The 22,121-nt window shown below is 31.9% G+C and carries 19 protein-coding genes, 3 pseudogenes and 1 riboswitch; of the genes and pseudogenes, 18 read left to right on the top strand and 4 right to left on the bottom strand.

Features of this window, described 5'->3' with window-relative positions; translation table 11 throughout:
- Nucleotides 1-450 precede the first annotated feature (450 nt).
- Entirely contained in the window at nucleotides 451-654 is a 204-nt protein-coding gene (locus AC0IXC_RS03705; RefSeq protein ID WP_002085220.1) for a hypothetical protein, read from the top strand.
- 343 nt (nucleotides 655-997) lie between these two features.
- On the opposite strand, the gene AC0IXC_RS03710 is transcribed toward AC0IXC_RS03705, so the two are convergent.
- Nucleotides 998-1,201, bottom strand: a complete 204-nt coding sequence (locus AC0IXC_RS03710) for a hypothetical protein (protein ID WP_002189789.1) — start codon at nucleotides 1,199-1,201, stop codon at nucleotides 998-1,000.
- 298 nt (nucleotides 1,202-1,499) lie between these two features.
- On the opposite strand from AC0IXC_RS03710, the gene AC0IXC_RS03715 reads away from it, so the two are divergent.
- The 6 genes from AC0IXC_RS03715 (at nucleotide 1,500) to AC0IXC_RS03740 (ending at nucleotide 6,850) form a co-directional block, all read left to right on the top strand.
- On the top strand, nucleotides 1,500-2,504 hold the full coding sequence (locus AC0IXC_RS03715; RefSeq protein WP_471652595.1) for a DUF1835 domain-containing protein: 1,005 nt from the start codon (nucleotides 1,500-1,502) through the stop codon (nucleotides 2,502-2,504).
- Nucleotides 2,505-2,650: 146 nt separating this feature from the next.
- Complete coding sequence (locus AC0IXC_RS03720) at nucleotides 2,651-3,055, top strand: hypothetical protein (protein WP_002032464.1); 405 nt, start codon at nucleotides 2,651-2,653, stop codon at nucleotides 3,053-3,055.
- A gap of 160 nt (nucleotides 3,056-3,215) precedes the next feature.
- The gene (locus AC0IXC_RS03725) at nucleotides 3,216-4,451 is read left to right on the top strand and encodes a cytochrome P450 family protein (protein ID WP_002189787.1); all 1,236 of its coding nucleotides are present in this window, start codon (nucleotides 3,216-3,218) and stop codon (nucleotides 4,449-4,451) included.
- A gap of 267 nt (nucleotides 4,452-4,718) precedes the next feature.
- The gene (locus tag AC0IXC_RS03730; RefSeq protein ID WP_002189786.1) at nucleotides 4,719-6,002 is read left to right on the top strand and encodes an MFS transporter; all 1,284 of its coding nucleotides are present in this window, start codon (nucleotides 4,719-4,721) and stop codon (nucleotides 6,000-6,002) included.
- Nucleotides 5,992-6,621 carry a Vat family streptogramin A O-acetyltransferase gene (locus AC0IXC_RS03735; RefSeq protein WP_002189783.1) on the top strand — a complete coding sequence of 210 codons (630 nt, stop codon included), beginning with the start codon at nucleotides 5,992-5,994 and terminating at the stop codon, nucleotides 6,619-6,621. The genes AC0IXC_RS03730 and AC0IXC_RS03735 overlap by 11 nt, the downstream gene beginning before the upstream one ends.
- 73 nt (nucleotides 6,622-6,694) lie before the next feature.
- Nucleotides 6,695-6,850, top strand: a complete 156-nt coding sequence (locus AC0IXC_RS03740; protein ID WP_000046092.1) for a DUF1540 domain-containing protein — start codon at nucleotides 6,695-6,697, stop codon at nucleotides 6,848-6,850.
- 103 nt (nucleotides 6,851-6,953) lie between these two features.
- Here the strand turns inward: AC0IXC_RS03740 and AC0IXC_RS03745 are convergent, their stop codons facing one another.
- A complete protein-coding gene (locus tag AC0IXC_RS03745; protein ID WP_341087621.1) occupies nucleotides 6,954-7,358 on the bottom strand; it encodes a PadR family transcriptional regulator in 405 nt (134 codons plus the stop codon).
- 218 nt (nucleotides 7,359-7,576) lie between these two features.
- A complete protein-coding gene (locus tag AC0IXC_RS03750; RefSeq protein WP_341085801.1) occupies nucleotides 7,577-8,098 on the bottom strand; it encodes a DinB family protein in 522 nt (173 codons plus the stop codon).
- Between the two features lie 256 nt (nucleotides 8,099-8,354).
- On the opposite strand from AC0IXC_RS03750, the gene AC0IXC_RS03755 reads away from it, so the two are divergent.
- The 8 genes and pseudogenes from AC0IXC_RS03755 (at nucleotide 8,355) to AC0IXC_RS03790 (ending at nucleotide 17,860) form a co-directional block, all read left to right on the top strand.
- Entirely contained in the window at nucleotides 8,355-8,657 is a 303-nt protein-coding gene (locus AC0IXC_RS03755) for a hypothetical protein (protein WP_000717620.1), read from the top strand.
- Nucleotides 8,658-8,750: 93 nt separating this feature from the next.
- Nucleotides 8,751-9,617: pseudogene (locus tag AC0IXC_RS03760) on the top strand (cytochrome P450); the annotation flags it as partial.
- A gap of 114 nt (nucleotides 9,618-9,731) precedes the next feature.
- Nucleotides 9,732-10,310, top strand: coding sequence for a cysteine dioxygenase family protein (locus AC0IXC_RS03765; RefSeq protein WP_341085802.1), 579 nt, complete (start codon nucleotides 9,732-9,734; stop codon nucleotides 10,308-10,310).
- Nucleotides 10,311-10,487: 177 nt separating this feature from the next.
- Nucleotides 10,488-11,339, top strand: coding sequence for a Cof-type HAD-IIB family hydrolase (locus tag AC0IXC_RS03770; protein ID WP_471652596.1), 852 nt, complete (start codon nucleotides 10,488-10,490; stop codon nucleotides 11,337-11,339).
- 349 nt (nucleotides 11,340-11,688) lie between these two features.
- Entirely contained in the window at nucleotides 11,689-13,476 is a 1,788-nt protein-coding gene (locus tag AC0IXC_RS03775) for a PAS domain-containing sensor histidine kinase (RefSeq protein WP_002189773.1), read from the top strand.
- Between the two features lie 224 nt (nucleotides 13,477-13,700).
- The gene (locus tag AC0IXC_RS03780; RefSeq protein ID WP_088291866.1) at nucleotides 13,701-15,827 is read left to right on the top strand and encodes a peptidoglycan D,D-transpeptidase FtsI family protein; all 2,127 of its coding nucleotides are present in this window, start codon (nucleotides 13,701-13,703) and stop codon (nucleotides 15,825-15,827) included.
- A gap of 77 nt (nucleotides 15,828-15,904) precedes the next feature.
- Nucleotides 15,905-16,426 (top strand): annotated as a pseudogene (gene lepB, locus AC0IXC_RS03785) (signal peptidase I).
- Nucleotides 16,427-16,681: 255 nt separating this feature from the next.
- Nucleotides 16,682-17,860: a macrolide family glycosyltransferase gene (locus AC0IXC_RS03790; protein WP_002189768.1), complete on the top strand. Its 1,179-nt coding sequence runs from the start codon at nucleotides 16,682-16,684 to the stop codon at nucleotides 17,858-17,860.
- 49 nt (nucleotides 17,861-17,909) lie between these two features.
- On the opposite strand, the gene AC0IXC_RS03795 is transcribed toward AC0IXC_RS03790, so the two are convergent.
- Nucleotides 17,910-18,593, bottom strand: coding sequence for an aspartate/glutamate racemase family protein (locus tag AC0IXC_RS03795; RefSeq protein ID WP_002032436.1), 684 nt, complete (start codon nucleotides 18,591-18,593; stop codon nucleotides 17,910-17,912).
- Between the two features lie 150 nt (nucleotides 18,594-18,743).
- A riboswitch (SAM riboswitch) is annotated at nucleotides 18,744-18,859 on the top strand.
- A 139-nt stretch (nucleotides 18,860-18,998) separates the two neighbouring features.
- Here AC0IXC_RS03795 and AC0IXC_RS03800 point away from each other — a divergent pair.
- From AC0IXC_RS03800 to AC0IXC_RS03810, 3 genes and pseudogenes are all read left to right on the top strand, one after another.
- Nucleotides 18,999-19,547, top strand: a complete 549-nt coding sequence (locus AC0IXC_RS03800; protein ID WP_002013166.1) for an ECF-type riboflavin transporter substrate-binding protein — start codon at nucleotides 18,999-19,001, stop codon at nucleotides 19,545-19,547.
- A gap of 10 nt (nucleotides 19,548-19,557) precedes the next feature.
- Nucleotides 19,558-21,258, top strand: a complete 1,701-nt coding sequence (locus tag AC0IXC_RS03805) for an ABC transporter ATP-binding protein (RefSeq protein WP_002013167.1) — start codon at nucleotides 19,558-19,560, stop codon at nucleotides 21,256-21,258.
- Nucleotides 21,251-22,050, top strand: a pseudogene (locus AC0IXC_RS03810) (energy-coupling factor transporter transmembrane component T family protein). The gene AC0IXC_RS03805 and the pseudogene AC0IXC_RS03810 overlap by 8 nt, the downstream one beginning before the upstream one ends.
- Nucleotides 22,051-22,121: the final 71 nt, after the last annotated feature.

Genomic DNA, 22,121 nt, shown 5'->3' on the forward strand with positions numbered 1-22,121 from the left:
CGTTATTGATGGGATATTATGTTTTACTTAAGGGCTTATGCGGAAAGTTTGATGAAAAATTCTTTCATTAAAAGTACGATTCCTAGCAGAAACAAGACTTCAATTGAGAACCAAAACATACTTTTGTGAGGTTTTTTAAACTCCATAATAATTGATGAAAATAAAAAAATTGCGATAAGTATGGTGATTAAGAGTCGGATTATATCAACCATTAATAACACTCCTAATATTTAATCAGTACTATTATGTAATCTTTTCCAAAGATATATAATTCTAGAAACATTCTATTGAAATTTTAATGAAAAGAACAGGTGGTGTTTAGTAGCTTTTTTCTCAAAATCATTTCAAACGTGTAGTGGGAAGTGATAAAAGTGATAAATCCACGTTTTAATAAAAGGATGTAAGCGTATTTTTAGCGAATTATAGATAATTAAGAGAGGCGGTGACACTATGAAGTATGTAAAAGTCAGTATGAATGGTGGAAGTGAGCACAAATTCTCAATGACTTTAGAACGATTTGAAGAGTTTATTACTACAGAGAATGGATTATTAGAAAATAAATTAGTTTGTATTGAAAATGTAATGATTAACCCTACTAATATATCTTCTGTAGTTGAAAAAATTGGTGTACCTGCTAAATTTATGGAAGTTTAAAGGTAATTAGATAAAAAACATCCATGGGGATGTTTTTTGTTTATAAATAAAGAAATTGTACAATGAAAGTATGAGAAAATTTTATTAGTAATAATGTAGGCTATTAAGAATGAATGGATATAGAAAGGTCTTTTCTAGCGTGTTAGTTACTCCAATGTGTATGTATCTATTTGGCATCTAGACATTGTGCTTTCTAGTGCACAATGTAATAAGTATAAATTTAGTAGGACAAGATCTTCGTGTCCTACTAAATACTCAGAAAAAACCTCTAATCACATTAGGGCATCCAATAGCAGGGTGCTCTAATTTTTTATGAAAAATGTAGCTTCACAACGGTTTCGTTTCAATTATAGTTTTCTTTAACGTTAATAAATATTAAGATTAATATGATAGCAATAATTAAATTAGACAAATAGAAATTTTGGTGACACAGTAGTTCAAAGATGACATCGAATGTATACAATAAAGCGACAGCAGGTAATATACAAATAAATATAAATCTCCAATTTTTTAAATAACGTTTATAATTAGTAAATACTTTCGCCATTAATATTGCTCCTGTATTTTTTATTTTCTATATAATTATACATTTAAATAAAAAGATTTACAAAGTGTTTAAAAATTATTTAGCAACTAATGTGATTTTGGGAGATAAATAAGGAGGAAGAAAAAAATATTATAGATCTATAGATTGAGAGGAACATAGAGAAAGCTTTTGTTAAAAACTTAGATGGCTGCAGCAATCTGTGTAATAAACGATTTGATTTTAAAAAGACTTTTAAACATCTGGGCTAAAATGATACACTATAATCTACGTTATTTTAGAAATGAATAGAGGGATTTATATGATAGATAAAATTAAAAATGTTGTAGAGGATATGTATGAAGATGAAGCAAAACATTTACTTCAAAGTATTCTAATACAGTTAGATGTATTAGACGGGAATTATAGCGAAGATATGATAAAAAATTTAACGAGTATCCCTAAGCAATTGACGAGTCATACAACTCAGGAAAAAAATTTAGAAGAAAGCACACACATTCATATTGCCTTTGATGATTCAACTGCCGGATGTTTAAAATATATGTTGAAACAAGAAGAATTACACGAGGAGAGTGTTGTTTCATACTCTGAATTCTTTTCAATTGGTCCCATACATCAATTACATACGAATGAAGGTCAATTAGCAAGGGCACAGTGGTTATTAAATAACTTAACTTCTTATGATTGTTATTTTGAAGAAGAGTATTTACCAAGATTTAAGGAGACTTTAGAAGAGCTACATTCAATTCCGAATGAAACACCGATTACCGTTTGGAAGGCGGATAATGCCCATGAGCACGTAGGGCTTTGTTTTGCAATTGCGCAATTAAAAGATAAGAAAAATATTCGTGTTATGAATACTTCTGAAGCGAGTAGAGAAATATTAAAACAAGATTATGATATCCGTGGAACTGGAGAATTATCTCCTGAAAGTTTAGCTCTTTTCCAAAAAAGTTTTGTGGAATTTCCGTATTTAACTGAAGAGAAGCGAATGAAGTTTGCACATGAGTGGGATAGATTATCGCAAAGCACGGAGTTTTTAAGAGTTTGGAAAGACGATGAAGTGCATGCTGTACAAGAAGATTATTTTGATCAATTCATTATTGAGTGTGCGAAAAATGTAGGAGCAGATAAAGAATTTCATAAAGCTCCGAGGGTAATAGGTGAAGCACTTGGACTTTCGGATCAATTGGTTGGGGATACGTTTTTGGAATATCGCTTGAAAGAATTAATTAAGCAAGAAGTATTTGAATATGAAGGTTCGTTAGATCAAATGCGTTTTTATAGTGTGAAGTTAATAAAATAAAAAATATATTTTGTTTATAAAAAAGCTCGTATTTTTAAAATACGAGCTTTTTTCAGATGAATTTAGGCTATACATAAGCTTCCTATGAATGGCGTATCACATATGAATGTTAAAAGAAACAAATGAAAAGAAGGTGATGGGTTATTATGTATAACCAACAAAACTATCCATATGATCAAGAGATGTATTATAATCCACAAAACTACGGTTATGAATCTACAAATGAAGTGAGAGATATTGAACAAGAAGACTATAGACCAGATGATGCGGAAGATGCTCCAACGTCACCACCACCGTCACAAGCTCCGTCTTTACCATCCACATTTGCTTCTCCAGCACAAGCAGGGAATATGAAATCATGGATGTGTAACTGTCTAGGAAGATGGGGCTATTTACGTTTACATCGACCTGGTCCTTTCGGAAGAGATTTATGGTTCTTTCCAACCGAGGTAAGAAGAAGCGGGGTTTCAGGTTACACTTGGCAAGGTGGTCGTCGTCGTAAAGTAAGTTATCGATATCAACAAATTAGTAATTTTATGTGCTTCGCATAATAGGAAGTGAGAGAGTAGAATAATTTTACTCTCTCACTTTTTTATTTTTCAATATACGAAGTAAGATTTTAATTAAAAATTTACAATTTTCTAGTTTTTATTGAAGTATAATTCAAATGTTAGGTTGATTTACACAAATAATTGAGAGTGAGGGAATGTAATGTCAATAAAAAATAAGGTTGGCCAAAAAATAGAGGATGGCATTAATTTAGCTTCTGCTCAGTTTAAAGAAGATGCTTATGAAATTTATAAAGAATCGAGAAAAGTACAGCCTATATTATTTGTAAATCAAATTGAAATCGGTAAAGAATGGCTCATTACAAGATATGAAGATGCTCTGCCGCTTTTAAAAGATAATCGCTTAAAAAAAGATCAGGCAAATGTGTTTCCTCAAGATACAAAGAACATGCATCTTTCCGTTGACAATAGTGATCATTTAACAACGCACATGTTAAATTCGGACCCACCTAACCACAGTCGTTTGCGATCTTTAGTTCAAAAAGCTTTTACACCGAAGATGATTTCACAATTAGACGGAAGAATTCAGAGAATAGCGGATGATTTAATAAGTGAAATAGAGCGAAAAGGTACATTAAATCTTGTGGATGATTATTCATTCCCATTACCGATTATTGTAATAAGTGAGATGCTTGGAATTCCAAAAGAGGATCAAGCGAAATTTAGAATTTGGTCTCATGCTGTCATTGCATCGCCAGAAACACCTGAAGAAATAAAAGAAACCGAAAAACAACTATCTGAGTTTATTACATATCTCCAATATATAGTTGATGTAAAACGAAAAAATCCAAAAGAAGATTTGGTTAGTGCGTTAATACTTGCAGAAAATGAAGGGCATAAACTTAGTGCTCGAGAGCTATATTCAATGATCATGTTATTAATTGTAGCCGGACACGAGACGACAGTGAATTTAATAACAAATACGGTATTAGCACTTCTTGAAAATCCGAAGCAATTACAGTTATTAAAAGAAAATCCGGAATTAATTGATTCAGCTATTGAGGAAGGATTGCGTTATTATTCTCCAGTTGAGGTGACAACTGCAAGATGGGCGGCTGAGCCGTTTCAAATTCATGACCAAACAATCCAAAAAGGAGATATGGTTATTATCGCATTAGCTTCAGCAAACCGTGATGAAACAGTATTTGAAAACCCAGAAGTATTTGATATTATGCGTGAGAATAACCGTCACATTGCTTTTGGACATGGTAGCCATTTCTGTTTAGGAGCTCCACTTGCTAGGTTGGAAGCAAAGATTGCTATTACTGCTCTGTTTAAAAGAATGCCATCGTTACAAATAAAAGGTGAGCGTGACAAAATTAATTGGCAAGGTAATTATTTAATGCGTTCTTTAGAGGAATTACCATTGTCTTTTTAGAATAGTTATATTGAGACATGCATACACGACAAATGATTAACATAGAGTATGTATGTGTTATTTAAATTCGAAACGGAAGGGTGAAAACATCCCAATGATCAACTAATTCTATTTGTAAGAGATCTTCGTTAAAAAACGAAATATTCTTCTGAATAGGATTAGTATGTGCATGTATAGAAAAGGGATGTGTTTCGCACTGCGAATATATAGTCTTTTCATATGATTTGTGCTGCCTCCTGTTCAGAACACGAAATAGGAGGCTTTTTTATGTCGACGACTGCAGAAACGAAACAAAATCATGGGGTATCACAAGTATTAAAAAATCGATTTGTGCAAGGGATTCTAGCATCAGCATTATTTTTACAAGTTGGAATTTGGGTTCGTAACTTTGCGGTATTACTTTATGTTATGGAAATGACGAAAGGTGATGCTTTTGCTATTTCAATGATTTCGGTTGCTGAATTTGCTCCCATTTTTATTTTCTCATTCATTGGAGGAACTTTTGCTGATAGGTGGAAGCCAAAGAAGACGATGATATGGTGTGAAACGTTAAGTTCCATTTCAGTATTCGCTGTATTAATTACACTTATGTTTGGAACATGGAAAATCGTGTTTTTTGTCACGCTTATTTCTGCAATCCTTTCGCAGTTTTCTCAACCATCAGGTATGAAATTGTTTAAACAGCATTTATCAACGGAACAAATCCAATTAGCGATGTCAATATATCAAACAATATTTGCGATTTTTATGGTATTAGGACCGATTCTTGGAACATTTATTTTTCATAGTTTTGGAATTTATATTTCAATCATCATAACAGGTATCGCTTTTTTACTTGCTGCAGCTGTGTTGTTATTTCTACCGAAAGATCTTGAGAATGATAATGAGAAGAAAGAAATCACGCTATTACAGGAGATGCTGGATGGGATTAAATATGTGAAAAAGAAAAAAGCATTAACTTTGCTTGGCCTTTGTTTTATGGCAGCAGGACTCGGTATCGGTTTAATTCAGCCACTTGGTATATTTATTGTAACTGAGCAGTTAGGATTATCAAAAGAGAGTTTACAATGGTTACTAACGGTAAATGGTGCAGGAATGATTGTTGGGGGCGCTTTAGCGATGGTATTTGCGAAGAACGTTGCTCCGCAAAAGATGTTAATTATTGGTATGCTAGGTCAGGCGATCGGTATTGGGATTATAGGTTATTCCACAAATTTATGGGTAACACTCACAGCACAACTTTTTAGTGGGTTAGCTCTTCCGTGTATCCAAATAGGGATTAATACACTCATTATTCAAAATAGTGATACTGATTTTATTGGTCGTGTAAATGGCATTTTAAGTCCATTATTTACCGGTTCAATGGTAGTAACAATGAGTATTGCTGGTTCGTTAAAAGAAATGTTTTCATTAAGTACGATGTATGAGGGCACAGCTTTACTATTTATAATTGGATTATTATTTATTTTACCGATATACAATTTAAAGCCAGTAATAGCAATAGAAAATGAAATAAGTGATAAAGGAAGTGTTGTACAAAATGAATCCTAATCCAAATGTTAAGTACCCTATTGAAGGAAATCAAAATGTCCAATTTATAAAAAATACAATAACAAAAGCTAATATACTCATTGGAGACTATTCATATTATGATGCGAAAGATGGAGAAACATTTGAAGATCGTGTATTACATCATTATGAATTTCTTGGAGATCGCCTTATACTTGGAAAGTTTTGTTGTATTGCAAATGGAGTTACCTTTATTATGAACGGAGCGAATCATCGGATGGATGGATTTTCGGCATATCCATTTAATATATTTGGAAATGGGTGGGAGAAGTATACACCTAATTTGTCTGATTTACCTTACAAAGGTGATACAGTTATAGGAAATGACGTTTGGATTGGTATGGATACAACGATTATGCCTGGAATAAAAATAGGAGATGGTGCAATCATTGCAGCTAAATCTGTTGTGACTAGAGACGTCGCACCATATACAATTGTTGGCGGAAACCCTGCAAATAAAATAAAAGAACGATTTACAAATACAATAGTAGAAGAATTATTGCAAATTCAATGGTGGCATTTTGACATTGAAAAAATAACAGAAAATATAGATGCTATTGTTCAAGGAGACATTGAACCATTAAGAAAGCTAAAAAGGTAATAAAAAATGCATAACAAAGAGTATCATACCTCCGAATTTTGTTAATGATATTAGAACAAGGAGGTGTGATACTATGGCACAAGACGTTTTATGTGAAGTAAACAACTGTAAATTTTGGGCTAACGGCAATAAATGTAGTGCAGATGCAATTTATGTAGTAAGTAATAAAGGGAAACATGCATCAACTACGGAAGAAACAGATTGCAAAACTTTTGATCCAGAAATATAAAATTTTTGAAGGGTAGCCAAATCGTGGTTGCCCTTTTATTAATTATAGTATTGATAATAAATCTCATTTTCATTCATTGTTTTTAACTTTTCTTTTTATTTTTTCATATTTTCTTCATAAGTGATGTAATCCAGAGTAATTCATGCTCAATACGCGATTTACTAAATTCAATGACTTCTGTAATAAAAGATGAGCTAACATGTAAAGATTGAGTAGCAGTAAGCTGTTTATGTAGTACGTCTTGGCCTATTGTTAAAATTTCTTTTCTAGCTTCGTAATCAAGTTTTTCAAATAGCGCGATACGCACAAGGAATTCAGCGTTATTTGTCGCAATCTTTTCGGGAAACTCTCTTAACATTTCATAAAAAATTTCTTCTCCTGTTTCAGTTATGTCGTACATATTTCGGTGTGGCTTTCCGACTTGTTTATGTATTTGTTTAATTATAGCCCCCATATTTTCGAAGCGCCGAAGAGCGGGATACAGTGTATTATGGGGTTCAGCCGAGATACGTGTAAAAACGGGTCATAAGCTGTAATATATTTCCATTATTGGTTTTTTAGTTAAAAATATCTACCTCATGATTAACAAAAAGCTGATTACCTATGCGCTATAAATGAACTGCCCCCAATTGTTAAACAAAACCTAGCAATTGGGGGCAGTTCATAGTTATCATTTGACTCTTCTAGTGACTTTCTCAAGTAAAGCACCCTTTGGTTGAATAAGATTTATTTATTCATTCCCATCAATCGCTTAATTGTTCTTATTTGTCCACGATGATTAATTTCGTCTTCCATAACGTGAAACCACAAGTAGTAATTATTATAAGGCACACCATTATCCCACTTGTTTTCCTCGAATAACCAGCTATCTTGTTTTGATTTCAGATATGTTAGTGTATTTTCTCTAACTTGTGATAATTCATTCAAATAATAATCTAAAGATTGCTTTTTTATTCCTTCCCTTGCTTTGTCTCCAAGTTCTAAAGAAATTCGCCACTTTAGATATTCACTTTCAGTTAAATCTCTTTTTTCAAACGAGATAACTTGATGAACAAACTCTATCGCTGCAATATGTGATAAGAGAGAACCAATAGTGTTTGAACTACCGTTTGGTAAGAAATCTAAATCACTTTGGTTTAAATTGGAGATTTCGCTCAATGTAACATCTCTTGTATGTTCAAGCATTGTTACAAGCTCTCCAATCTTATTTGAATAGTTTTCTCTTGAAATTATTCTATAATCTATCATATATATCCCTCCAATTCATGCTAAGCATAAGTTTACCAATAAAATAAAAAAACAAAGTCTGAAAATTCATGTAAAATAATGATATAATTTAATTGAATATAAAGAAAAAGGAAACCTGTTTTTATCAGTGTTACCTTATCCAAGACTAAATTTTACCCATACATCATTTTTTTGATGTAGCTCTTGAAGATAAAAACTATTTAATTTTCAAGGAACAGTTATTAACTTAAAACTTATTATACGAGGAGGGTGTATCATGAAAAAAATATGCTTTGTATTAATTGTCGACGCTGGTATAAATTATGGTTCAATATTTTCTCTACCATTTTTAAGGAATCAGGATGATTTGAAGGGATATTTTTCTAAGTATTATGATGTTTCAATTAATTATATTAGGGATAAAAACTCAGTTGACTATTTGGTAGTTCCCAAACCGTGTCCACCTTTTGATAATGAAAATAATCTTCCAATAATTGAAGTACCAGCAATCTTATTTATGGAAAAGGATTTTGAAAAAATAAAGACTTATATAGACAATTATTTTTCTAATAACTCATAAAGAAAATAAAAGTACAGTAAAAAGAAGTCCGATAAAAAACGAGTGGCGTAGAATATTTCTATTAATCATTCGTTTTTTATTATATTTACATATCAGTCTATCGCAAATGAACTTGTACAACATATCGGGAAATATAGTGAGGTTAATATCGTTGAAGAGTTTGCTGCACCTTTACCTGTTACCGTCATATCCGATTTATTAGGAGTGCCAACAACTGACCGTAAAAAAATTAAAGAATGGTCTGATATTTTATTTATGCCATATAGTAAAGAAAAATTTAACGATTTGGATGTAGAAAAAGGAATTGCGTTAAATGAATTTAAAACGTACCTGCTTCCAATTGTTCAAGAGAAAAGATATCATTTAACCGACGATATTATTTCAGATTTAATACGAGCTGAATATGAAGGCGAAAGATTAACTGATGAAGAAATAGTTACTTTTTCTTTAGGTTTATTAGCGGCAGGTAATGAAACAACTACAAATTTAATTATTAACAGCTTTTATTGCTTTTTAGTAGATTCACCTGGAATATATGAAGAGTTAAGAAAAGAACCTACGTTAATTTCAAAAGCGATTGAGGAAGTTTTACGCTATCGCTTTCCCATTACATTAGCTAGGAGGATTACAGCGGACACAAATATATTTGGACCTTTTATGAAAAAGGATCAAATGATTGTTGCGTGGGTTAGTGCAGCAAATTTAGATGAGAAAAAGTTCTTACAAGCTTCTAAATTTAATTTACACAGAATAGGAAATGAAAAGCATTTAACCTTTGGTAAAGGTCCTCATTTTTGCTTAGGGGCGCCACTTGCACGTTTAGAAGCTGAGATTGCATTAACTACCTTTATAAATGCCTTTGAAAAAATAGAGTTATCTCCATCGTTCAATTTAGAAAAATGTATATTAGAAAATGAACAAACATTAAAATACTTACCTATTCTTTTGAAAACTAGGTAAAACGTTCAGCAAGGTACAAAATTACTGTACCTTGTTTTTTTATTTCTCAATTGTAAATTTTTAGTGGTCTATTTAGTATGGAAGTGTATGAAAGAAGAGTGGAGGAGGATGCTTATGTTAACGTGTAATGGAAGTAAAACGTTTCAAACATTTATTAAAGCTGTAACGGATTTAATTGATAGTAATTTATTAGAAGATCAAATTGTTTGTGCGATTGAAAAATTACTAGAAGAACTTTTAGAAAAAAAAACATGGCTTCCGCTAGAAAAACAGAAGGCGAATTCGGCTCAATATGCACGACACTTGTTATATGAAGATCCTTTAAAGCGATTTGAAGTATTAGCTCTTGTATGGAAAGATGGACAATCTACATCTTTACATGATCATGATGGTACATGGGGAGTAGAAGGCGTTTTTTCAGGAAGGATAATGGTGCAGAACTTTATACAAACTAAGCAGCTTGAAAATTCACTTGTTTATTTAACCCATACAGGAAATCTTTATTTGGGAGAAGGAGAAACAGATAAAGTCATTCCACCAGCTGATTGTCATATTCTTAAAATAGCTGAATGTGAAAGTGTTGTCACGATTCATATTTACGGAAAACGTTTAGAAAAGTTTAAAGTATATGTCCCAACTGAAGAAAAGAATGTGTATATGTGTGAGACAAAATATATTAGTTATAGTTCATAGTTTAAAATCAAAAGCTTTTCTTTAAAGAGAAAAGCTTTTGATTTTATTTTTAATTATTTCTTGACCTGAAACGCTTTTCATAAATTATAAATAAGAAGTACTTAACGAGCTCAATATGAAAACGATACCTTTTTGTTAAATAGATCTCGTGTATTTATAGAAAGTGGTGAAGAAATAATGAAATTAATAGCAATTGACTTAGATGGAACCCTTCTTTCGGGGAATAAAATGATTAGTAAAGAGAATGCAGAAGCAATTCGAAAATGTCAGGAAGCAGGCCATGTTGTAGCTATTTGTACAGGGCGTTCTATCGTTGATATTGAACGATTATTGTTAGAAGTTAATTTAGAGTGTCCAATTATTGCGGAAAATGGTGCCCTTATTTATAAAGATAAGAAAATGATGAAGAGATATCCAATTCAAAATATGCAGGCACTTGAGATTGTAGAATATCTTGAAGAGAATGGCTTGTATTATCAGCTTTATACTAATAAAGGTGTGTATGTACCAGATTATGGAGTAGAGAGTGTACGTAATGAAATCGAGTATGTGAGGAATGCAAAAGAAAATTTCGATTTGAAAGAGTTAGAAACGATTGCAGCATTATATCTTGAACATACAGCATTTCATAGTACAGAAAGTTGTAAACCAATTGTAGAAACTGATATACATGTGCATAAACTTTTACCGTTTTCTTATGACATAGGGAAATTAAAAAAATTAAAAGAAACGTTTCTGCATAATACAGATTTAGCTATTACATCTTCCTATTGGCATAATTTAGAGATTAATCATCGAGATGCTCAAAAAGGAAATGGATTATATACTTTAGCAGAACATCTTAATATTCCAGTTGAAAACACTGTAGCAATAGGTGATGGCTTAAACGATGTTTCTATGATGGAGAAAGCAAATATATCAATTGCAATGGGAAATGCAGTTGAAGAAATAAAAGCGATGTGTCAATACGAAACGTTAACAAATGAAGAACATGGTGTCGCACATGCTTTATATAAATATGTAATGTAATAAAAAGAAAAAAGAATCCAAATAGATTCTTTTTTCTTTTTATTAGGGGTAAGGTATTCTATGTGATTCATAGAAGCCTTATTACACCTAATTATATAGAATATATTGGAATAAATGTTTATATTTTTCATGAAAATTATGAAAAATTTGTGAACTTTATGTTTATTGTATTTTTATAGTGCTGTTAGCAGCGCGTAACACTCCCATATTATTTTCTGTTTTTAATTGAAAAATAGAATTTGTTAGAATAATTATTCTACAGCTATATACCTAGGAGCACTTTCTTCGTATAATGAAGAAGTATGAATTTTGAATTTGTATAATTTTTACATATCGAGGTGAAAAAGGAATGAATGCGCGGCTAATGGAACTTATTGATGTGAGTACAATAGAAACCATGGCAGAACAATTTTATAAATTAACCAACATATCACATCAACTTCTTGATGCTGAAAACGAATGTATATTTTCATTTGGAATTAATGAAATGAAAGTATGTAAACTTCCCAAAATTGAAATCCCCCTTTTCTTATACAATCAATATTTAGGATCTTTTATTGTATGGTCCAAACGAAGCGAAATTTGCAATTGCCAAAAATATTTTGAAATGCTTTCTAACCTCATTATAACTGGGATGAAAAAAGCAGTTCAAAGTAAAAATACATCGTTACTTTCTCGAAAAGAGGAAGAACTACATACGATCTTACAAAACATGCCTGTTATGGTTGATGCGCTTGACTATAATGGAGATTTTGTTTTATGGAATCGAGAATGCGAGATTGTAACAGGTTATACTGCTGAAGAAATAATTGGGAATCCAAACGCTCTTCAATTACTGTATCCTGACCATAATTATCGCCATCAAATACAAAATAAATTTTTGACTCGTGGAAAAAATTTTAGAGATTGGGAAATGAGTTTAACATGTAAAAATGGTGAAATTAAAACGATAATGTGGTCCAATATATCAGAACAGTTTCCTGTAACAGGATTTAGTTACTGGGCTGTTGGGGTAGATATTACACATTTAAAAGCGATAGAAGAGCAATTAAAACAACAAACGTCTGAATTAGAATTAATTTTTAAAGCTTTACCAGATTTATGTTTTTTAACAGAAGATGATGGGACAATTATAGATTATAAAGCAGGATCCCCTACAAAATTTTACGTACCTGCAGAAGCTTTTATGGGAAAAAAGTTTTACGAAATATTACCGTCTCCAGTAGCACAGCAATTTCAAGAAGCAATTCGCCAATTGAAAGAAGAAGGAAAGAATGTAATTGTAGAATATATTCTGACAATTAATGGGAGTATCGATTTCTTTGAAGCTAGATGTTTACCATTATTACAAGATAAAATTATGATCATTGTACGCGATATCACAGAGCGGAAAAAGGCAGAAGAATTGCTAAATAAATCAGATACACTTGCGGCAATTGGTCAATTAGCAGCCGGTGTAGCTCATGAAGTGAGAAACCCATTAACTGTAATTAAAGGATTTATACAGTTATTCCAAATTAATAAAGAAGATCAAGAAAAATATTTTGATCTTATGCTTTCCGAAATAGAAAGAATAGAAGCAATCCTCCAAGAGTTTTTGTCGATTGCTAAAACTGATGAAATAAATACAGAAAAGAAAAATATTTATCAAATTTTTAAAAATGTCGTATCATTAATTAATACAAAAGCAATCATGACAAATATTCAAGTTGAACTATTTACAGATTCCAAAGAGATAATCATTGAATGCTCAGAAAATCAATTGAAACAAGTATTTATTAATATTTTGCAAAATTCAATTGAAGCAATGCTAGATGGCGGGAAAATTTCAATCCATATAAAAGAAATACATAAAAAAGGTGTCATTATTAGTGTAATAGATGAAGGAATAGGAATACCTGAAGAAAGAATTAAAAGATTAGGTGAACCTTTCTATAGTACGAAAGAAAAAGGTACCGGTATTGGATTGATGTTAAGTTATAAAATAATTGAAGGTCATCAAGGAACAATAAGTATAATGAGTGAGGTTGGCGTCGGGACAACTGTAACTATTTACTTGCCGAAAATTCAGAGTAAACAATCTCTATCAAATTGTGATGATAAATGTATATCGATACGTTCTAGTATTAACTCTTAAATAAATGATTAAATACCCAATGAAAAAAGCTAAACTTTTTTCATTGGGTATTTTTATATTTAATTTAGTAAACTTTACCTTTTCTTAACCTTTGTTTTAATTTCTATTAAGTTTTTATCAGTATATTAATATTTGTACAAAGTACTGTATAGAAAATGTGCACTACTTTTAATATATAGATTCAATTATTATTAGAAATACTGTAAGGAGGAGATTATGACAAGGTGAAAAAGCAAGTGAAAAAAAGTGGTAGAGCAATACCGATGCGGTTAAATATTTTATTTTTATGTGTATTTTTATTATTTTCTGCAATGATTATACAGTTAGGTAAAGTGCAAATTTTCGATGGAGAGACTTATAAAAATGAAGTAGAAAAGAGAGAAAATGCAACTGTGAGCCTATCTGTCCCACGTGGGAAAATATTTGATCGAGAAGGGAATCCAGTTGTTGATAATACATCTTTACGCACGATCACGTACACAAAGATGAAAGGTGTAAAATCAGAAGATATATTAAAAACTGCAAGACAACTTGTAGACATAATTGAAATGCCGCAAGAAGATATAGATAAGTTAAATGAGACAGATAAGAAAGATTTTTGGATGCAATTAAATCCGCAACTGGCTGAAAATCTAGTATCGAAAAAAGAAATAGATACATTTAGAGAAAAGGATATTAGCGGCAAGAAGCTAGATAAAAAAATAGAAGAGTTAAAAAGAAAACGGGTTACAGATAAAAATCTTCAGGAATTAACAGAGAAAGATATAAAAGTGTTAGCTATTAAAAGTAAGATGACTTCAGGTTATCAAATGGCACCTCAAATTATTAAAAAAGATGTTAGTGAAAAGGAATTTACTATAATTAGTGAAGGTTTAGCGAATCTCCCAGGTGTAGACGTATCGGTGGATTGGGAGAGAGTGTATGTAAATGATGGATTATTCCGATCTGTTCTTGGAAATGTTTCTAATTCCGATGAAGGATTACCAAGTGAACGATTAGATTACTACTTGGTACGTGATTATAGCCGAAATGATAGGGTTGGAAAAAGTTATATCGAGCAGCAATATGAAGATGTACTTCATGGTACAAAAAAAGAAGTAAGAAGCGTTGCAGATAAACAAGGTAATACAATTAGAACGGAAACCGTTTCTGAGGGAAAGAGCGGTAAGAATTTAACTTTAACAATAGATATGGAATTACAGAAAAAAGTAGAAGAGAGCATAGAAAAAATATTAAAGGCCTATAAAGGTTCAGAATCGATGTTGGACCGTGCTTTCGTTGTAATGATAAATCCGAAAAATGGTCAAGTATTATCAATGGCAGGGAAAAAATTAGTAGAAAAAGATGGGAAAACAGAAGTTGAAGATTATGCTTTAGGTACGATGACAAGTTCATATGAGCTTGGATCAACAGTTAAAGGTGCGACAATATTGACTGGTTTCGAAACGAAAGCTATAACACCAGGTACTTACTTTTATGATGCGCCTATGAAGTTTAAAGGAACTAAGGAGAAAAAGTCTTGGAAAGATTTCGGGAATATTGATGATCTAAGAGCTTTACAAGTTTCTTCTAACGTTTATATGTTTAATACAGCATTAAAAATTGCAGGTGTAGATTATGTGAAAAATAGTTCATTAAATATTAAACAGGAGTACTTTGATAAAATGAGGTATTATTTCAGGCAATTTGGATTAGGTGTTCCAACGGGTATTGATTTACCGAATGAAACAGCTGGACAAATTGGTAAAAAAGATAATCAACCTGGTTTTTTACTAGACTACTCAATTGGCCAGTATGACACCTATACGCCACTTCAGCTTGTACAGTATATTTCAACAATCGCAAACGGTGGATATCGAATGAAGCCACAAATTGTTCAAGAGGTAAGAGAGCAAACGTCGCAAAAAGATGAGATTGGTAAAGTGGTGCATGCAGTAGAACCAATCGTTTTAAATAAGATAGATATGAAAGAGGAATATATAAATCAAGTAAAAGAAGGATTTAGAAGGGTATTCCAAGAAGGTGATGGAACAGGAGTAAGGGCGTTCCAAAAAGCATCTTATAAGCCAGCAGGTAAAACAGGGACAGCACAGACAGTATACGGTGGAGAAAGTGATATTGGAAGAAATGAAAAAGGTGAGCGAAGAGAATGTTATAATTTAACGTTAGCAGGATATGCGCCGTATGATAATCCTGAAGTAGCATTCTCTGTAGTTGTGCCGTGGGTTATTAATGATAAATCTGGTATTAACTCTGATATTGGAAAAGAAGTTTTAGATGCTTATTTTGAATTAAAAAATAAGCGATTAACTGGCGAAGCACCAAAAACAGATGACTCTAAAGAGAATTAAAATATACGAAACGTCTCTAGCAATTATATGAACTAGAGACGTTTTTTACATACGAATAGATTAGAAATGAGGTATATATGAAGCAATTGATTCTAAAAGATCGGAGAAAAATATGTAGCTATATTTTAATTATAATAGGAATTATTTTTATTAATAAGTCATTCTTATTTTGTATGGTAGAAGGAATTTCGATGCAACCTACTTTGAATGAGAATAATCGCATACTTGTTAATAAGGCTAGCATCTATTTTTCTTCTTTTCATCATGGTGATGTTGTAATAATAAAAAAAGAGGACTCGGCTACATACTACGTGAAACGAATTATTGGATTACCGGGGAATAACATATAATTAAGAGACGATGAGGTATATATTAACGGTAAAAAGCGTGATGAGTCGTATATACAGTTAGATATGTCACAAGTATCAAATCGTTTTTCAAACTGTAGAGAAATGAAAGTTCCCACGCATAAATTATTTGTGTTAGGTGATAATCGAAATCATAGTAAAGATAGTAGGAATACGCTTGGACTAATTGATGAGTCAAATATAATAGGTAAAGTGAAGATGGTATATTATCCATTTGATCAAATAAAATAATTCTATTAGATATGCACGTTTTATAAAATAAATCATATATTGATAGCATAGGACAAGCAGAAAAGCTTATCCTAACCTCACAGAACACTCCTTATCACAGTTAGGCATCTACATTTTATGTAGATGCCTTTTTCAATGTCTGATAATTATTTATCAACCTAAAGTAGTAAGTATATTGGGACTATTAAGGGAAGATTGCTTGTAATAATAACAGTACGATTAATAAGAACATTGAATTGTAGGAGTGAGAAATAAGTGATGAATATTTTAATAGTTAATTTCCCTGCAGAGGGACATGTAAATCCTACATTAAGTTTAGTAAAGGCCTTTACTGAAAGAGGTGATAACGTACACTATATTACAACGGAAAGTTTTAAGGAAAGGCTTGAAGTTTTGGGAGCCATTGTACATACTCATCCGGATTTATTAAAGGAGATTTCTATTGATAATGAAACTTCATATGGATTAAAAACTTTCTTTCATGTACATGTTCAAACTTCTTTATACATATTAGAAATTACGAAACGATTATGTAAAAGCATTAATTTTGATTTCATAGTTTATGATATATTTGGTGCTGGAGAGTTAGTAAAGGAATATTTACAAGTTCCAGGCATAGTTTCCTCTCCTATATTTTTAATTCCACCAGTATTATTGGAAACCTTGCCTTTTCATCCAAATGCAGACATACAATTCCAACCCGATGAACTCTCTGAAAAGTTACTGTATCAAATGGAACATGAATTTGGAGTAAAGCCCAAAAGTAATCTTCAATTTATGCATAATAAGGGAGATATTAGTCTCGTGTATACAAGTCGTTATTTTCAACCTAATAGCGATTCGTTCGGAGAAAACAATGTTTTTATTGGACCGAGTATTATAAAGCGCAAAACAAATGTAAAGTTTCCACTTGAATTGCTTTCAAAAAAGAAAGTTATTTATATTTCAATGGGAACACTTCTCGAAGGGCTCGAACCATTTTTTAATACTTGTATTGATGCTTTTTCAAATTTCGAAGGGATTGTAGTAATGGCGATTGGTGATAGAAATGATATTTCAAAAATTAAGCAAGCGCCAGACAACTTTATTATAACCCCTTACGTACCTCAATCAGAAATATTAAGTGAAGCAGATGTTTTTATTACACATGGTGGAATGAATAGTGTGCACGATGCAATCCATTATAATGTCCCATTTGTGATAATACCGCATGATAAAGATCAACCTATGATAGCGCAAAGATTAACTGAGCTTGAGGCAGCACATAGATTATTGAAAGAGCATGTTAATGTGCAAACTTTAAAAAAGGCGGTAACAGACGTTCTTTCAAATAAAAAGTATAAACATGGCATTCAAAAACTGAATGAAAGTTTTTTAGAGTGTGGTGGTTCCAAAAGAGCCATTGCAGTTATTGATGCTCTTTTAAATAAATAGTTCGGATAATATAAAAGCATAGAGGCTCTACCTGTATGCTTTTATATTATTATCCAGCAAATTGTACAGCAGTATTCGCATGTAAATAAGCAGTATCAAAAACAGGAACAGATAGATCATTTTGGGAAATGAGCAAAGGAATTTCCGTACAGCCAAGTAGAATTCCTTCAGCCCCATTATTAATTAATGAATTGGTAATTTGTATTAGTTTTTCTTTTGATGTTTCTGAAATAACTCCTCTACTTAATTCATTTAATATGACGTGATGGATAAAAGTTCTTTCTTCGTCATTTGGGATGATTGTCTCAATGTTATATTTTGCTAGTCGTGATGTATAAAAATCTTCTTCCATTGTTTGTTTCGTTCCTAATAATCCGATCCGTTTTATATTCTGTTCTACCATTTCTTTAGCACTTACATCACCGATATGAAGAAGTGGGATTGATATTGCTTGTTCTACTTCCTCAGCAAATAGATGTACGGTATTAGAACACATTAGTAAACATTCAGCTCCTGAGTTTTCTACCTTTTTTGCTACCGTGACTAATTCATTTTTCACTTCTTCATATTGATGGTTTTGCAATAATGTAGTTACCTCCCCAAAGTCCATGCTATATAAAACAAGCTTCGCATTTTGATCATATTTAGAGAGAGTCAGTGTATTAATGTGTTTATAGTACAACGATGTTGATTCCCAACTTAGTCCGCCAATTAAGCCAATTACTTTCATCATGCATTCCTCCCGTAACAATTTTGAATTTATTATTTCATAATTCCGATAAGAATACAATGATTTAAGTGAACTATTTATCGAAAAATAAAAATAGTAAGAAAAGTATTGAAATTATTTATTGTTAGTGCCATAATACAGATTACAAATACATACTTATCCAGAGAGGTAGAGGGAACGGCCCTTTGAAGCCTCAGCAACCCCTATGTAATTACATAGGAAGGTGCTAATTCCGCAGAGGACACTATGTGTCTTTTGAAAGATAAGGGGATTCTTGTACGTGAAAGAAAATGACCTCTTATTTAAGAGGTCATTTTTTGTTGTATAGAAAGGAAGTGTCGATGCATAATTCATTTTCAAAATAAATATAGAGTATTAAAAGTTGAATAATACGAGAGGGGAATTGTAATGAACAAATTAACGACAAAGCTAGTAGTAGCTATTGGAATTGGAGCAGCTTTATACGGGGTATTAGGGCTTTGGGGATTTTCTATCGCGCCGAATACATTTATTAAACCCGCATTGGCTATTTTAACAGTTTTTGGAGCGTTATTTGGCCCGGTAGCAGGGCTTTTAATAGGACTCATCGGTCATACTGTTACAGATACGATCGCTGGTTGGGGTATTTGGTGGGGATGGGTTATTAGTTCAGGTATTATTGGTTTTGCAATGGGACTCATACAAAAAAGAGTTGGTTTTAGTGTAAAACATGGAACGTATAATAACCGTGATATTTCTTATTTTGCAATTGCAGGGTTAATTGGTATTGTCATAGCAATTATATTTGCTGGAGCATTCGATATTATTGTGATGGGAGAACCGTTTGACAAAATAGTTATACAAGTACTAGGCGCAACAATTGCAGACGTTATCGTATTTTTAGTTCTTGGCTTACCAATCACGATCGGTCTAGCGAAATCAAATAAGAAACATACACATTTAAAAATTGAAAAGTAGGGATGTATACATGCAACCAATTATTTCTTTTGAACAATTTACCTTTCAATATAGGCATACCACGCAGCCTACTTTAAAAGATATTACATTTCAAATATATCCTGGGGAAAAGGTACTTATCGCTGGACGAAGTGGTTCAGGTAAGTCAACATTAGCTCATTGTATAAATGGGCTAATCCCATTTTCTTACGAAGGGATAAGTACCGGTAACATTTTAATAGCTGGAAAGGATCCGAGAAAAGGTAGTGTTTTTGAACAGAGTAAACACGTAGGGACAATATTACAAGATCAAGATTCACAATTTATAGGCCTTACTGTCGAAGAGGATGTAGCATTTGCATTAGAAAACGATTGTGTAAATCAAATAGAAATGAAAAAGATTGTTACGGATTCTTTAAAAAAGGTAAGCATGCAGGACTTTCATACACAAAGTCCGCATGAATTATCAGGAGGTCAAAAACAGACAGTCTCTCTTGCAGGTCTGCTAACGACAAATGCCGATATATTATTATTTGATGAACCGTTAGCTAATTTGGATCCTGCATGTAGTTTGAATACAATAGAACTCATTAAAAATATACATGAGAAATATAATAAAACAATTGTAATTATTGAACATCGAATAGAAGAAATTTTAAACCTTGATTTAGATAAAATTATTTTAATAGATGAGGGAGAAGTTATTGCCGTTGGTTCACCGGATAGTATTTTAAATTCTAATATATTACCAAATATCGGACTAAGAGAACCTATTTATATAGAGGCGCTAAAGAAATTAAATTTTGATAGTAATAATGTTAGGGTATTTCCAATTGAAAATCTTCGTAATGCAGGCGTTCATAGCCTATTAAAGAACTGGATGCATAAGCAAGTTTCATCAAAAAACAAATATATTAAAAAAGCTTTATGCAAGATAGAAAATTTATCATTTACGTACAATAACAAACATACAGCCTTAGAAGATATCAACCTTTCAATAGGAGAGGGAGAAATAGTAGCGTTATTGGGTCATAATGGAGCAGGGAAATCGACATTAGCTCATACTCTTATAGGAATAAATAAAACGAAGAATGGGAGAATAACATTCGATGGAGAAAATATAAATTGTTGGTCTATTCGTAAACGCGGGGAAGTTATTTCTTACGTTATGCAAAACCCAAATCAAATGATTACACAGCCTACTGTTTTAGAAGAGGTTTCATATTCATTAAAATTAAAAAAGGTTTCTAAAGATGAGATTGAGAAAAGAGTCGAAAAATCTTTAAAAATTTGTGGATTATATCCATTTCGTAACTGGCCAATTCAGGCATTAAGCTATGGACAAAAAAAGAGGCTTACTATTGCATCTGTACTTATAACAAACCCAAAACTTATTGTATTAGATGAGCCGACAGCTGGACAAGATTATTACCATTACAAACAGTTTATGTCGTTTATTAGAAAACTGGCTGAAAAGGGCATATCCTTTATTATTATCACACACGATATGAATCTTGCTTTAGAATATGCAGATCGAGCGGTAGTTCTGCATGAAGGGAAAATTATTGCGGACAATACTGTATCTGCTGTTTTAGGGGATAAAGGAACGTTACAAAGAGCTAATCTACGGGAGATTTCATTAATAAAACTAGCTAAATTAAGCGGAATTCCAACTCCAGAAACATTTGTGCAACTTTATATTGAAGCTAATAGGAGGGAGGAATATGCATAATACGTATTTGTATCGTATGGATGGTGCAATTAAATTATCTTTATTTATATTTTGTATGACACTTACTTTTTTATTTTTTGATTTTCGTATATTGCTAATTTTATTTATTATTGGATGTATCGGCCTCTTAATTGCAAAAATTCAATTGCGTAAAATTATAGTTATTTTCAGCGTTATATTTACATTTAGTTTATTAAATTCCGTTATGATTCTTTTCATTACGCCCACCCATGGATCGGAATTAACGGGATCGTATACCTCTTTTTTTATATAGGTTATGCAACAATTACATATGAAACTTTATTTTATGCAGCTACACTTTCATTGAAATATTTTACGTTATTACCATTTACACTTCTTTTTATTTATACAACTCATCCAAGTGAATTTGTAAGCAGCTTAAATAAATTTGCTGTTCCTTATAAAATTACATATGCAATAAATATTGCACTGCGTTATATACCAAGTATTCAATCTGAATATATAATCATTAGACACGCGCAGGAAGCAAGAGGCGTACCTTTTGAAAAAGGAGAAGCGAGCTTGTGGATTCGTATGAAAAACCGTGTTTTAATTTTTTGGCCACTTATTATTCATTCATTAGAAAGGATTGATACTGTTTCAAATGCAATGGATTTAAGAGGTTTTGGAAAAAAGGATAAACGAACGTGGTACTATGCAAAAGACGCACAAAAGGAGGATTACATCACACTTTTTGTTGGTATTATCATTTTGATTATTGCAGTTTACTTAAAGCTGAATGTATTCCAAAGCTTCTGGTACCCATTTTAAAGCACTCTCAATAGAGTGCTTTTACTAATTTTTATAAAGACATGCTCAAAAAAGGGAGATATACATACTGT

The sequence above is a fragment of the Bacillus sp. AC266 genome (assembly GCF_979253805.1).

Coding starts and splice junctions, on each gene's coding strand:
- AC0IXC_RS03705 (WP_002085220.1), top strand. CDS start 451: ATGAAGTATGTAAAAGTCAGTATGAATGGTGGAAGTGAGCACAAATTC.
- AC0IXC_RS03710 (WP_002189789.1), bottom strand. CDS start 1,201: ATGGCGAAAGTATTTACTAATTATAAACGTTATTTAAAAAATTGGAGA.
- AC0IXC_RS03715 (WP_471652595.1), top strand. CDS start 1,500: ATGATAGATAAAATTAAAAATGTTGTAGAGGATATGTATGAAGATGAA.
- AC0IXC_RS03720 (WP_002032464.1), top strand. CDS start 2,651: ATGTATAACCAACAAAACTATCCATATGATCAAGAGATGTATTATAAT.
- AC0IXC_RS03725 (WP_002189787.1), top strand. CDS start 3,216: ATGTCAATAAAAAATAAGGTTGGCCAAAAAATAGAGGATGGCATTAAT.
- AC0IXC_RS03730 (WP_002189786.1), top strand. CDS start 4,719: ATGTCGACGACTGCAGAAACGAAACAAAATCATGGGGTATCACAAGTA.
- AC0IXC_RS03735 (WP_002189783.1), top strand. CDS start 5,992: ATGAATCCTAATCCAAATGTTAAGTACCCTATTGAAGGAAATCAAAAT.
- AC0IXC_RS03740 (WP_000046092.1), top strand. CDS start 6,695: ATGGCACAAGACGTTTTATGTGAAGTAAACAACTGTAAATTTTGGGCT.
- AC0IXC_RS03750 (WP_341085801.1), bottom strand. CDS start 8,098: ATGATAGATTATAGAATAATTTCAAGAGAAAACTATTCAAATAAGATT.
- AC0IXC_RS03755 (WP_000717620.1), top strand. CDS start 8,355: ATGAAAAAAATATGCTTTGTATTAATTGTCGACGCTGGTATAAATTAT.
- AC0IXC_RS03765 (WP_341085802.1), top strand. CDS start 9,732: ATGTTAACGTGTAATGGAAGTAAAACGTTTCAAACATTTATTAAAGCT.
- AC0IXC_RS03770 (WP_471652596.1), top strand. CDS start 10,488: ATGAAATTAATAGCAATTGACTTAGATGGAACCCTTCTTTCGGGGAAT.
- AC0IXC_RS03775 (WP_002189773.1), top strand. CDS start 11,689: ATGAATGCGCGGCTAATGGAACTTATTGATGTGAGTACAATAGAAACC.
- AC0IXC_RS03795 (WP_002032436.1), bottom strand. CDS start 18,593: ATGATGAAAGTAATTGGCTTAATTGGCGGACTAAGTTGGGAATCAACA.
- AC0IXC_RS03800 (WP_002013166.1), top strand. CDS start 18,999: ATGAACAAATTAACGACAAAGCTAGTAGTAGCTATTGGAATTGGAGCA.
- AC0IXC_RS03805 (WP_002013167.1), top strand. CDS start 19,558: ATGCAACCAATTATTTCTTTTGAACAATTTACCTTTCAATATAGGCAT.